The organism is Amphritea sp. GJ51-11, from assembly GCF_055808735.1.
On record NZ_CM147881.1, the window covers coordinates 2,630,262 to 2,643,211 of the forward strand.

The 12,950-nt window shown below is 48.8% G+C and carries 15 protein-coding genes; 9 read left to right on the forward strand and 6 right to left on the reverse strand.

From position 1 onward, the window contains the following. Positions 1-175: 175 nt before the first annotated feature. Positions 176-1,606: an FGGY family carbohydrate kinase gene (locus tag AC0L4K_RS11845; RefSeq protein ID WP_473266291.1), complete on the forward strand. Its 1,431-nt coding sequence runs from the start codon at positions 176-178 to the stop codon at positions 1,604-1,606. Between the two features lie 101 nt (positions 1,607-1,707). Here the strand turns inward: AC0L4K_RS11845 and AC0L4K_RS11850 are convergent, their stop codons facing one another. Together AC0L4K_RS11850 and AC0L4K_RS11855 are read right to left on the reverse strand one after the other, a co-directional pair. Next, complete coding sequence (locus AC0L4K_RS11850) at positions 1,708-2,655, reverse strand: GGDEF domain-containing protein (RefSeq protein ID WP_473266292.1); 948 nt, start codon at positions 2,653-2,655, stop codon at positions 1,708-1,710. A 69-nt stretch (positions 2,656-2,724) separates the two neighbouring features. Then, the gene (locus tag AC0L4K_RS11855; protein ID WP_417222044.1) at positions 2,725-3,330 is read right to left on the reverse strand and encodes a DUF924 family protein; all 606 of its coding nucleotides are present in this window, start codon (positions 3,328-3,330) and stop codon (positions 2,725-2,727) included. 331 nt (positions 3,331-3,661) lie between these two features. Between AC0L4K_RS11855 and AC0L4K_RS11860 the strand changes: the two genes are divergently transcribed. Together AC0L4K_RS11860 and AC0L4K_RS11865 are read left to right on the forward strand one after the other, a co-directional pair. Next, positions 3,662-4,426 carry a hypothetical protein gene (locus tag AC0L4K_RS11860; RefSeq protein ID WP_417222041.1) on the forward strand — a complete coding sequence of 255 codons (765 nt, stop codon included), beginning with the start codon at positions 3,662-3,664 and terminating at the stop codon, positions 4,424-4,426. Between the two features lie 12 nt (positions 4,427-4,438). Continuing rightward, on the forward strand, positions 4,439-5,056 hold the full coding sequence (locus AC0L4K_RS11865; protein WP_417222039.1) for a glutathione S-transferase family protein: 618 nt from the start codon (positions 4,439-4,441) through the stop codon (positions 5,054-5,056). Positions 5,057-5,138: 82 nt separating this feature from the next. On the opposite strand, the gene AC0L4K_RS11870 is transcribed toward AC0L4K_RS11865, so the two are convergent. Then, a complete protein-coding gene (locus tag AC0L4K_RS11870) occupies positions 5,139-5,978 on the reverse strand; it encodes a hypothetical protein (protein ID WP_417222037.1) in 840 nt (279 codons plus the stop codon). 76 nt (positions 5,979-6,054) lie between these two features. Beyond that, positions 6,055-6,840: a TOBE domain-containing protein gene (locus AC0L4K_RS11875; RefSeq protein ID WP_417222034.1), complete on the reverse strand. Its 786-nt coding sequence runs from the start codon at positions 6,838-6,840 to the stop codon at positions 6,055-6,057. 157 nt (positions 6,841-6,997) lie between these two features. On the opposite strand from AC0L4K_RS11875, the gene modA reads away from it, so the two are divergent. The 4 genes from modA to hpf all read left to right on the forward strand — a co-directional run bounded on the left by modA (position 6,998) and on the right by hpf (position 10,114). After that, on the forward strand, positions 6,998-7,762 hold the full coding sequence (gene modA / locus AC0L4K_RS11880; RefSeq protein ID WP_473266293.1) for a molybdate ABC transporter substrate-binding protein: 765 nt from the start codon (positions 6,998-7,000) through the stop codon (positions 7,760-7,762). Then, positions 7,752-8,438: a molybdate ABC transporter permease subunit gene (gene modB, locus AC0L4K_RS11885; RefSeq protein ID WP_473266294.1), complete on the forward strand. Its 687-nt coding sequence runs from the start codon at positions 7,752-7,754 to the stop codon at positions 8,436-8,438. Before modA ends, modB begins: the two co-directional genes overlap by 11 nt. Beyond that, a complete protein-coding gene (gene modC / locus AC0L4K_RS11890) occupies positions 8,435-9,520 on the forward strand; it encodes a molybdenum ABC transporter ATP-binding protein ModC (RefSeq protein WP_473266296.1) in 1,086 nt (361 codons plus the stop codon). Before modB ends, modC begins: the two co-directional genes overlap by 4 nt. A gap of 246 nt (positions 9,521-9,766) precedes the next feature. Then, entirely contained in the window at positions 9,767-10,114 is a 348-nt protein-coding gene (hpf, locus tag AC0L4K_RS11895) for a ribosome hibernation-promoting factor, HPF/YfiA family (protein ID WP_417222026.1), read from the forward strand. Positions 10,115-10,242: 128 nt separating this feature from the next. Here hpf and AC0L4K_RS11900 read toward each other — a convergent pair whose 3' ends face one another. Next, positions 10,243-10,761 carry an SH3 domain-containing protein gene (locus tag AC0L4K_RS11900; RefSeq protein WP_473266298.1) on the reverse strand — a complete coding sequence of 173 codons (519 nt, stop codon included), beginning with the start codon at positions 10,759-10,761 and terminating at the stop codon, positions 10,243-10,245. Between the two features lie 8 nt (positions 10,762-10,769). Next, positions 10,770-11,039, reverse strand: a complete 270-nt coding sequence (locus AC0L4K_RS11905; protein ID WP_473266300.1) for a hypothetical protein — start codon at positions 11,037-11,039, stop codon at positions 10,770-10,772. A 177-nt stretch (positions 11,040-11,216) separates the two neighbouring features. On the opposite strand from AC0L4K_RS11905, the gene AC0L4K_RS11910 reads away from it, so the two are divergent. Both AC0L4K_RS11910 and AC0L4K_RS11915 read left to right on the forward strand, forming a co-directional pair. Next, positions 11,217-12,425, forward strand: a complete 1,209-nt coding sequence (locus AC0L4K_RS11910; protein WP_417222021.1) for an EAL and HDOD domain-containing protein — start codon at positions 11,217-11,219, stop codon at positions 12,423-12,425. A 274-nt stretch (positions 12,426-12,699) separates the two neighbouring features. Continuing rightward, the gene (locus AC0L4K_RS11915; RefSeq protein ID WP_417222018.1) at positions 12,700-12,891 is read left to right on the forward strand and encodes a hypothetical protein; all 192 of its coding nucleotides are present in this window, start codon (positions 12,700-12,702) and stop codon (positions 12,889-12,891) included. The last annotated feature ends 59 nt before the right edge of the window (positions 12,892-12,950 follow it).

Here is a 12,950-nt window from a genome sequence, read left to right on the forward strand (position 1 = left end):
TCCCTGAGCGCCCACACTACTACCTTTAACTGCGTCAATTTTTGAATTTTACACGCTCCTTGCTGTCAGGGTATAAGTTATAGGGAATAAAACGTTAGGGAGATGACATCAGCGATCATGGCTATTAACACGAGAATCTTATCCGCACTCAGCAAATCTGCTCGGGAGCTAAGCGATGCGCGCTGATTTGTGCCTAGTGATAGACCAAGGCAGCCACTACTGCCGGGCGATGGTTTATGACCGTCAGGGAATCCGTCTAAGCTTTGGCAAGGTAACGGTTAAAACCCAACTCACACCGCCAAATCGAGCAGAACAACAACCCGAGGCGGTTCTTATATCCCTGAAGCAGGCCTCCCTCGAAGCGGTCAGCAAACTCACCCGCGATCAACGCCGCCATCTAAGAAGCGCAGCCCTAATATCCCAACGGGCTAGCATGCTCTGCTGGGATGCGGATAACGGTAAGCCGCTCACGCCCATTATCAGTTGGCAGGATCAACGTGGTCGCCCCTACATCGAAGCGTTGATGCCGCTGGCAAGCATGATTCGGCAACTCACAGGGCTTTATCCCAATGCCCACCTACCCGCCGCAAAGCTACGCTGGTGTATGGAGCATATGACCGCCAATAACCCCAAGCACCGCATCCGAGGAGGGCCTCTCTCCGGCTGGCTGATTAAGCAGCTATTACATGAACAACCAGATCTGATCGATGGTGTAACCGCAGCTAGAACCATGCTGTATTCGCTCAAAGATCGTAATTGGCATCCTGAACTGGTCGAGCTATTCGAGCTACCAAGCTCACTCTTGCCAAAAGTACAATACAGCCAATCTCATTTCGGCACCCTAAAGATACCCGGTTTAAACCTACCGCTGGACTTTGTTGGCAGCGATCAGGCCGCCGCACTATTTGCCTTTGGCGAGCCCTCACAGGACAACCTCTATATTCATCTAGGCAACGGCGGCTTTATGAATAGAGCCTTGACGGAACGCGGGCTTCACCCTCAAGAACGAGTGCTTCACCACCTAATTCTCGCAGCTAAACAGCCACTCTATAGCGCCGAAGCCACTATCAACGGAGCAGCCAATGCGCTCGATTGGGCTTTCAATCACTGTCGCCCCGAATCACAAAATATTGATGAATGGGCGGCCGATTACACCGATCCGCCTTTGTTTATGAATATGGTTGGTGGAGTTGGCTCACCCTATTGGCAACCTTTAGAACGTTCATGCTGGATCAATGAATCAGACGATCCGAAAGCACAGATGGTCGCGGTGATGGAGAGCATTGCTTTCCTAGTCTATCGTAACCTCAAAGCGATGTCTGCGCTGCCTCCAGCCAAGCAGATCATCATCGATGGCCAAGCCAGCCAATTTGACTCACTCTGCCAACGGGTGGCTGACCTCAGTGGCTTAACCGTATTACGCTACGATCAACATGATATTACCGCCTTAGGGGCTGCTTGGCAGACACTGCCCAATAGCGTCAGACAGATCGAAGCGGATAGTACTTTTGAGCCGCAAGAAAACCCCGTTCTTGAACAGCGTTACCTTGTTTGGCTGAACACCTTTAATGACTACCTAAAGACGTTTAATGAACAAGAAGATTAACCAGTCAATTTCTCTGCGGCCTCAAATAGCACAACATTAGTGATACAAAAAAGCCTGCATGATGCAGGCTTTTCAACACATTGAGATCACCTAATCACACCCTAGGTAAAGATAACGGGCACCTCTGTCGAATCATCCGTATGGGCACGCACCTGTCCGCCACCGCATTGAATCGCCTCGGCTAAGGCCGACTCCGTATGTGCCAAAATAGTCTCCGCAGTCAACAGCGCCGAAGGCTGTAAGGTACTACTACCAATACTGATGCTTAGCCGCTGCCCTGCCAACGCACTATTCTGAACATTCTGACAAAGCCGTTCAGCCAGTAGTGGAGACTGTTCATTTGTTGAGGGAAGTAATAGTGCAAAGCGATAGGGATCGATTCGGGCAACTTGATCCCCCGGACGCGCAATTGCCTCTTTAAGTACATCGGCAACGCAGCCCACCTGCTGGTCATCGATATCCCCCGTCTCTGGCTTATCAATAGCCACCAGCATCAGCGTCAACGGATTAAAGTCACGCACGGCGCGACGGCACTCAGTTGACAAAACTTCACTAAAATGACGACCATTGATCAAACCGGTTAGCTCATCAATAATCATGACTGCCGCCAGTTTTTCATGACTTTGTTTTAAAGCACTCTCTTTATCGGCAATAATTTTATCGTAACGCCGCGTCCGCGCCTTCATATTTAGCAACATGCCGAGCGTGATAAAGGTAAGTCCGGCGGCCATCAACGCAATGAACAGTGGCAAAAAGGTTTGATGGCTGTCGATAATGGGTTCAGCCAACTGATAAAACTCATCCTCAGTTAACTCCACTTGTGGCCCATAAACAGACCACAACGCATCAATATCCGTTGCTTCACTGGCCCGGACGCTATCGACCTCATCAACCCGGTGTTCAATCGCAAGCCGAACCGCTTGCACAGACACCCGTTCTTCATAGGCGCGCACGCCGAGATACAGCACAGCAAACACTATTATTGAAACCACCAGAATGACAATGGTCTGAAGCCGATCACGGCGTTCAGTCTGCCTGGTATCTATCACCGTTTATTTCCTTAAATCACACCCATGTTGATGTTTAGTAGATACTTTTTTATAGAGCGATGCAAATACCTACTGCCCATAACGTTTATGGGGCTGATTCAAGTAAGCTAACTCTTCCGGTGTTGATGAACGCTCAAGGATTTTATTGCGATAAGGGAAGCGACCAAAACGTACAATCAGATCACGATGTTCATGGGCAAAATCAAGGGCATTATCAATATGGTGCCGATATTCACGAGGGGTCGTGCAAAGCAACCCTTCTAACTGAGCAACACAGAGGTTCTGGGCGCTAATATCTTCTGCATGCTCCAACGGCATCAGAAAGAACAGTTTTTCACTGCCTTCCAAGGCGGCATCGTGCCCCTTCGCTAAGCCCTCACGGCACAGTTGTTCAGCGCGACTATCGCCGGAAAACGCATCGGCAGAGCCACGATAGATACTGCGGGTAAACTGATCGAGTAAAATAATCAACGCTAAACGTCCTCGAGGCTGTCCAGCCCAATCATCTAGCTGCCCCCAAAGAGCCTGACGAACCTGATGACCAAACAACTCTTCCAGTTGTCGGTCCACGGCCTCATCACCAAACCACCACAACGACTTTCGATTCGTGACAGGAAACCCCTGTCGCAATTCACCAAACCAGAATTGTAAAATTTCTTCGATCTGCTCTGTCATCTCACTATCCGCTTGTTACGACTCAGCTAAAGACGATACCTCTAATGTGTGACCCATGATTGAAGGCGATATTTCCTTATACCCACACCCATTTAAACATCCCGAAAGAGCCCCTCGTATGCCATCATTGATAGCCAGCACACCACGTTATATCTTAACCAGTATAGAAGAGATGCGTAAACTCTGTGAGAGTCATCATCACGACAGCGATTGGCCCGTTTGGTAATTTAACTTTTATCTAGTGGAAATCTGTTTTAGTCTGAACCTTAATAACATAAATCACTCTTTATAATGTGAGTACGGTCGAGTCATAATATCTAACGGGGGAAAGATGCGGAACTTACTGATTTTAGTCATATTGGCCGTGGCAGGGTTTGCCGGTTATCTGTTCCTCAACCAATCGCAACAAAGCCCGATAGTGCAACCAAAGATACAACAGGATGAGCTATCCAAAATGGCCGCTCAACGCCATATAGAGAGTCTGACCGCCAAACCTGATCAGGTTATCGAAATTGGTAAAGCCAATAATTTTGTCACCCAAGATCAGCTGCTGAAACTACCGACCACACAAACGGCAACGGCCGGTACACAAGCGGTCGGCGACGGCAATGCCATCACCTTCGGGGTACAACTCGACACCATCGGTAACACCCCACAGCATCAAAACGCCATTATATTAGCCAGTCAATTACCGATGGCCGACCAGATCAGGCTCAAAGAACTGCTGAATAACCCCGATAATACCGCCGACACACTGTTTTATATTCACGGCGTCAATGCGGCCGATAAACAGGGATTGTGGGGCATTATACAGCAAGGGTTGATTGACACTTTCAGCAGTGGCATTCAGTTAGAAAAACAAAAAATTAGTGCGGAGATTCCCCTAGAAGCCGATGAACGACTGGCCAACCGTAACAGTTCATTTCTCGGCACCATCCTCGATGGCAAGGTCAAAGACACCTATGTCTACAATTATCATAAAGGCGTGCTCGGCCAAAACCCCGATCTAATTACCCCGGGGCAAGAACTGATTATCGTCACCTTCAGTCAGGATGAACTGATTGAAATCTACCAGCACTTTAGCCAGCAACAGTGACAGGAAATATATATGATTGACCTCTATACGTGGGGCACGCCCAATGGCCGCAAAGTGTCCATTATGCTGGAAGCCACCGGACTACCCTACATGGTTCATCCCATCAATATTCTCGCGGATGATCAGTTTAAACCGGAATTCCTTAGTATCAGCCCAAATAATAAAATACCGGCAATCACCGACGAAGAAGGTCCCAGTGGGCAACGGGTACAACTCTTTGAGAGTGGCGCCATTCTGATCTATTTGGCGGAAAAAACCGGTAATTTCATCCCCAGCGATCCAATGAAGCGGATCGAATGCCTGCAATGGCTGATGTGGCAAATGGGCGGATTCGGCCCGATTTTAGGCCAATCTCACCACTTTAACCGTTTTGCGAAAGAATCTGTGCCCTACGCTAAAAAACGCTATAAAGATGAAACTCTACGACTTTGGGGTGTGCTGGATAAGCAGTTAACGGGCCGCACCTTTATCCTCGATCAAGACCTCAGTATCGCCGACTTCGCAATCTACCCTTGGGCCTGTCGCTATGAATGGCAAGAAGTCTCTTTAGATGACTTCCCCAATGTGAAAGCCTGGATGGAACGGATGGGCAATATCGAATTCGTACAGCGCGGCATGGCAATTCCTTAAGCCATCCGTCGGTTTCAGCATAAGGTCCCTATAACGCCTATTCAAGTGGGCGTTATAGATAAGCAAACACTAAGATAAGCACTTAACACGCCAACCCAAATCTGCGCAGTTGTCGAGGAAGCAGTTCATCTAACAAGGTTAAGTCACTGGCCTGAAATTCGATAACGTCCAAATCATGAGCCTCATAGAGCGTCTTCTTACGCATTTTCTCAGCGAGATAAGCCGGATCATGTTCACTGCCCCAAAATTCGATATACAAATGAATCTGCGGTAAATAAAAATCCGCTCGCGCCTCCTCTGCAACCGGCAACAGCTTATAGCAAGCATGGGGAATACCAGATAGATACAACCAGTTGTCGATCTTCACTTCCGCCTCTGAACGCAACAGATGGCCGTCCATAGCGTAACAGCCGGCAACCTTTTGCTGTGCTGGAGCCTGCTTAAATTGGTCGAGTGAACGTTTAAATAACGGGTTATCCGTAAGTTTTTTCGGCCAACTGACATAGGGGATTGCGGTATTAGCATCCTCTTTCTGCACCCCACCTTGGGCTGTACCGAAATCAGTTATTTGCCAGCCTTTCAACCAGGGTTTTATCCAGCCAAGTTCTGCCAGTAACTGGTTAATTTTTGCTGCCGCCAAACCGGTTTTTAAACCTAAGCCCTTCGCACTGGTGAATTGATCTTCAGGGTTAACCAATGCCCGATGGCCAATGACACTCTCTGGCCACACAATATAACGACCATAGCGTTCACTATCGCGATAGCTGCCCTGTTCAAATTCACCTTTGGCCGTCAGTTGCCATTGATTGTCTACCCGCTTGATCCAGCCCAGCGCTTCCAGCTCGGCAAACATTTGTCGACTCTGTTTAGTCAGCGCCTTAGCCAGTGCTGTAGTTGATATTTTCTGATGCTCGTTGGTCATAGACTCAGTTCCGCTGATATAGGCCGACGTTTAACCTGTGGCTCTTAAAATCCCACACTATAAACCCCAAGGTCAATCACTGCCTCAATGCCGCCAACACAATTTGTTTCGCATCGATCACCACGGTTACTTTTTGTCCCACCTGCCACTCATTAGCCGACTCAACGTTGACCACTGCACACAACTCGATGCTCCCTATGGCGAGGATAACTTCCGCTTCGTGGTCACTACCCGAAACCCGGACAATGGTGGCGGATAAATGATTAGCCGCTGCACTCACCGATGGCCGTTGAAGACAAATAGCCGGCGCTTTAATCAGCACCAGTACCTCGCCAAAGGGGTGTAGATCTAAACGTAGCCGGCTGCGATGGGTTACTTCGGCGACTAACGTCACACTCGCTTCACCGGCCTGCACATCAATAGAGACCCGATCATTAACCTGATCCGAAACAATCCGTGAGACTCGCCCCAACAGTTGGTTGCGAGCGCTGTTCTGGGCCGAAAACAGGGAAACGGCCCCTAGCAGGCTATCTAACGGGACCGTCTCATCCTGCAGAGCCTGCAAGGCACGGTTCTGAATATCACTGAGCATCTGATACAACTTAACTAACCGTTCGCCAAAGGGAGTTAGCTTTGCACCGCCGCCCCCTTTGCCGCCAACTGCTAGGGTTAATACCGGTTGTGCCGCTCGAGTATTCATATCGTTCACCGCATCCCAAGCGGCTTTATAGCTCATCTCAGCTCGCTTTGCGCCACCACTCAAAGAGCCCGATTCAACAATACAGGCCAACAAATGCATCCGCCGTGGGTTAGCATACGGATGCTCTGCCAAGGAGAGAGTCAGTTGTGCGGTTAAATCCATCAATAGCCACTCCGATATCAGTATAAATTGACGCTATATAAATTATTATATAACGTATCGCTATACAGTTGAGTATATAACGAAATACAGATCAGTCCGTCTAACGACCCTTCACTGTATTATCGCCTCAAGCCTTTGACCACTTGCTGGACACACCATGTACCGATTTTTACTGCTGCTCTGTATTTTCACTGCCCCATTATCGTTACAAGCACGCCCTCTAACACTGTTTGCCGCGTCATCAATGACCAATGCTATTGATGAGATTTGCAGCCTCTACCAAGCCCGCTATCAGCAACCGGTAGTCAGATCCTTTGCCTCATCATCCTCACTCGCCCGACAGATCGCCGCTGGTGCTCCAGCCGATATTTTCATATCGGCAAACACTCGCTGGATGAATTTTTTGGCCGAACAAGACGCCATTCAAGCGACAACGTTAAAGCCCCTTTTAAAAAACCAGTTAGTATTAATTCGTAGCCACTACACAAAGGAACAGCACGTCAGTCTAGCAACGCTTGCCGAACAGCTAGGCACCGAACGACTGGCGATCGCGAACCCTGATCATGTGCCCGCGGGTATCTATGCCCGTCAAGCCTTGCAGCATACCGGCCAATGGCCATCACTCGTATCACGCTTAGCGCTAGGACAGAATGTTCGCTCCACGCTGTTATTGGTGGAACGAGGGGAAGCCCCCTACGGTATTGTTTACAACACCGACGCACAGCAAAGTGACAAAGTCAGCATTATCGAACAGATCCCTGACAATTTGCATGATGCTATTATTTACCCTGCCGCACTGACCTCACAGCACTTGACTGAAGCCAAGCAACTCTATCAATTGCTCTTTTCGAGGGAGGCTCGCGACATCTTCAACCGCTACGGGTTTCAACCTTTAACATCGGAGCCAAGTGATGCTCAGTGAGTATGAGGTCAGCGCACTACTACTCAGTCTCAAGGTCTCTCTCAGTGCCGTCGCATTCAGCCTACCACTGGCAATATTGGTGGCCTGGGTATTGGCCCGTAAGCACTTCCCCGGTAAACAACTACTCGATAGCTTAGTACATCTACCTCTAGTGTTACCCCCCGTCGTCATCGGTTATTTATTGCTGATCAGCATGGGTCGGCAAGGAGTCATTGGCAGTCGCTTATATGACTGGTTTGGGGTTTCATTCAGTTTCAGTTGGCAAGGTGCAGCGCTGGCGGCGGCAATTGTGGCTTTTCCGTTGATGGTCAGAGCCATCCGTCTGTCACTGCAATCCGTCGATATTAAACTTGAACAGGCCGCCCGCACCCTAGGCGCCTCGCCGCTTAAAGTATTTATGACGATCACCCTGCCCCTAACGATCCCCGGTCTACTAGCAGGCACGCTATTGGCATTTGCCAGAAGTTTGGGGGAGTTTGGCGCAACCATCACCTTTGTTTCGAATATTCCAGGGGAAACCCGCACCTTGCCGCTGGCAATGTTTAGTTTTATTGAAACCCCCGGTGCGGAAGCCGAAGCCGCCCGTCTCTGCCTCATCTCAATTATCGTCGCCCTTCTTGCACTACTGGTCTCCGAGTGGCTAACCCGCTTAGCACAAAAGAGGTTGGCATTATGACCTTGCAAATCAGGCTCAAAAAGCAATTAGGCAACCTGTGCATCGACACCGATCTTAATCTGCAGGAAAGCGGCATTACCGCACTGTTTGGCCGCTCGGGCGCGGGTAAAACCTCGATTATCAATCTAATCGCAGGGCTGCAAACACCGGATACAGGGAAAATAGTAATTGGCGAGCGGGTCGTGTTTGATGCCGAACAAAACATCAACCTAGCACCGGAAAAACGCCAGATCGGCTATGTTTTTCAAGGCTCACGGCTCTTTCCCCACTATACGGTCAGCGGCAACTTGCGCTATGGGCAACGGAGCAAAGCCTCTCAACAGCTAACGCTCATCGCCGAACTGCTGGGCATCGAACACCTGTTACACCGTTATCCCGCAGCACTATCCGGCGGCGAGCAACAGCGCGTAGCCATTGGTCGGGCATTACTGAGCAATCCCGCGATGTTATTGATGGATGAGCCCCTAGCCTCATTAGACGAGCCCCGCAAAAAGGAGTTGTTGCCCTATATCGAACAGCTCGTCAAAGAGGTCAATATTCCGATCATCTATGTCAGCCATAGCCTGGATGAACTGCTACGGCTAGCCGATCAGATGGTCTTGCTCGATCAAGGAAAAGTTGTTCATTGCGGTGCGGTTGCCGATATCTGGAACTCCGATGCGATGCTGCCTTGGCAACCGGACCAAGATATCAGCGTCATTCTGGAAGCCCGCATACAGGAACATAGCAGTCGTTATTCGATGAGCTGCCTTGATCTCGGTAATCATCAAGCCCTGTGGACCCCCTTTATCGACGCCCCCGAGTCCAGCCGGATACGCATGCGCATCCATGCCCGAGACATATCACTGGTTCGCAAGCCGCCCGAACAGAGTAGCATCCGTAATATCTTGCCGGTGACGATCATCAGCATGACACCACAGGACCGCTCTGCGTGCTTAGTTACACTGCAGGCCGGAGAACATAGACTGAAGGCTTCGATCACCCGCTGGGCCGCCGAAGAGCTCGGCATACAGCTCGGCGAGCAACTATTTGCCCAAATCAAAGGCGGCAGTATCTCCCGTAATGATCGAACTAGCCGCTAACGGCAATGACCTTAACGATTCTTTTGCCCTCAACCGACACCAACAAACCCCTCTATTTCAGGCCCCGAAATGGGGACTAGTCGCGCGATTTCAACCCTTACGAATGGCAATTTAAGCAACTAAAACCACGCCAAATCAATTAACACAGAATGGTTATTTTTTTATGACATATTCGCTTGCAAAATATTCTGAAAAGGGCATTCTGTAGATGTGACATCAAGCATAGTTTGCAGTAAGGGTTACATCATGAATATCAATATTACCAACCGCAATGACAAAGTTTCTCCTGCATTACGAGAAAAAATTGAAGCCTGGTTAGAGGAGAGTCAAAGACGCTATAACGTTATCACCAGCGCCCAGGTCACTATTGAAAAGAGCAATGGTAAAGTAGAAGTGGTAGAAGCGACAGTCCACGCCACCGGTAAAGATCTGTTTGCAAAAGCCAGTGAAGAAAACCTGTTTGCCGCGCTGGATTCTATGGCTCAAAAAATCGACAAACAGTTGGCTAAGATACGCGATATTCAAACCAACAAAAAAGGTGCCAGCGTCCCTGTGATGGCCGAAGCCGACGACATTCTAGACGAAGAGGAATAACCTTCCGTCAGAACCAAAAAAGGCTGAACAGTGTTCAGCCTTTCTTATATCTATTCATTATGTCTAAACCACGTGAATTACATGCAAAACCAATTAGCAGCGTAACCAGAAACAGCACTGAACCGAGTTTATTTGACCGGTTTAAGTAGACGCTCAAGCATCCAACCCGTCGTCGCTCGACCATTAAGATCAGCGCTTATTTTCAGCCAACCATTCTGACGCTCGATCGCCGTCACCCGCTGGGGATTACTCAGTTTGCCCACTGCCGAAAATTGAGTCCCAGGGCCAGAGCGGAAATACACATGACTACCTTTAACTTGATAGTGACCCGAAGCTTTTTCTCCACTCGATTTCGTCGTAGCGACTTGTTTAACACCCGCCTGCTGAGTCGAACGTAAGAAACGACCGGCAGTCCAAGCTTCTGCGGCTTGCCCTGATGTCTCGTGATAAGCAACTTTGACCCAATCACCCTGGCGCTGACGCTCTACCACTTGTTGGTTAAGTTTTATACTACCCACCACCGGAAAATCAGTCCCCGGCCCCTGGCGTAAACGCAGACTATTGGCGGTCACGGTTAATCTATTTCCATCACCCAACGACGGACGTTGCTGCCCATTCTGTTGCGCAGTCAGCTTTTCACTGAGCATCCAGCCTTTCAGGGGCTGCCGATTCTGTGACAGAAAAAAACCTTCGACCAAGCACCTTTCTTATCGATTTGCAGCAATACATTACCCTTGCTCAAATGAGTTAAAGCTTGGCCATTATCCGGTGCGGAATAAACCGTCGAATCATGATTAACCACAAAATAATCAAATGCCTGAGCAGCCACCGAAAAAAGGCTTAAGAGCATCAGCATCACAGAATTTAAAAGAGAGACTTTCACGTCATTCAATCCTTCGAAATCAACTACAACAGATTCAATCATAGCAAGTGTATCTACGGTAGTAACCTAACGTGACTAAATATCCACCCGAAAACAGTCTATTTAGTCCTATTGATGATGGTTCAGTCAGGTGAAAAAGCGCTATACTGATAACAGTTAGATAACACCTTCCTATGGTGTTGAGTGAAAGATCGATTCGGCCACTTCGAGGAGTCGTCCATGGCGCAGGATATCTTAATGGCCCGCCAGCCAATCTATGATGCAAATCTGAACGTTGTTGCCTATGAGCTACTCTATCGGGATATCAACAATAAGGCGCCCTGTTTAATCACTGATGGTAACAGCGCGACATCCCAAGTGTTACTTAACAACTACACTAGTATCTGCCAGTCCCGCAAAATGACGACTCTGCCTGCATTTATCAATCTCACCAAAGAGATGTTGCAGTCAGAGCATATTCCAGAAATATCCCGCAAACATATTGTCCTCGAAATCCTCGAAGGTATGGAGGTCGACGACAGCCTAATCGCCGCCATACAGCGATATATTGATGCAGGCTACCGGATGGCATTAGATGATTTTATCTATAGCCCAGAATACGACCCCATCCTCAAGATGGTGCATATCGTTAAACTCGACCTGCTTGCCATGAGCGATGAAGAGCTGGCACAACATACCGAACTGCTCAGTCAATTCAACGTCACCCTGCTGGCTGAAAAAATCGAAACCCTCGAAGAGTTCACCCGCTGTAAAGCGCTCGGCTTTAAGTTATTTCAAGGGTATTTCCTTTGCCGTCCGCAACTCGTCGAAGGCCGTAAATTAAGCTCAAACGAATTTGTCATGCTAGAACTGCTGGCACTGTTAACCGACCCAACAGCAACCACCGCCGCCGTTGGCCAGATTGTCAAAAAAGACCCTCAACTGACGCTGCAAATAATTCGTATCGTGAATTCGCCACTGTTTAATCTGATAAGAAAAATAGACAGCATCGAAGAAGCAGTCACCATGCTAGGCACCGCCGAAATAAAACGCTGGTGCGCTCTGATTGCGTTTTCCGGCGATAAAGGCAAGCCCGATGAATTAACTCGACACACCCTAATCCGCGCCAGAATGTGTGAACTTCTAGCAGAATCTAGCTCCAGTTTGTCTGGCTCTAGCGCGTTTATGATCGGTATTTTTGCGGGCCTCGAAGCCTTACTCGATACGCCTAAAAATGAGATTTTAGAACAAGTATTCCTGAGCGAAGACATTGAACTCGCCATTCGAGAAGGCGCAGGCCCCTACGGCGAGTTATTAACCAACGTTGATAGCTTTATTCTAGGCGAGTGGGCCTCATTAACTACGAGTTATGACCCGGCTCAGCTCAACCAAGCCTACCAAGACAGTCTTGGCTGGGTACGTGAAACCATGGAAAAAATCACCTCATAAGCTTATCGTTTCAGAGTGCTGCGCTCACCAACACGCGCAGCCTAGCTCACCCCCTATACGGACGCTATCGCGTCAGCCCTACCTTTCCTCTATGAGAACGAATAGCACTATAAAGTCACTAGCCCCAGCCTTAATCGCGATCATCAACACCGCACTGACTGATAAAAAAAGTTATCAGATCTGTAAGCGATTATTCATTAGACAGCCCACCATAGCACCGCCACAATAATGTCTTATTGATAATGATGATTCTAATAGGAGAGCGACAAACACCATGAGCACAATGATAGCGCTGAACCAATTTCAGCAACTGCGTCACGTTGACGAAATCATTGCGAAAGCCGAAAACAGCTGGTGGGTTTATCGCCGTACTATCGGGCACAACGGTAGCCTGAATACAACTGCCCGGGTGGTGTTTTTCGGTCGCACCAAGGAGCAGGTTGATCAGTGGATGGCCGCGCAGTAAGCGCCAATAGGTTTTTAAACTGATATCTCTGCACCAGTAGATACTCAGTTAACCGACTG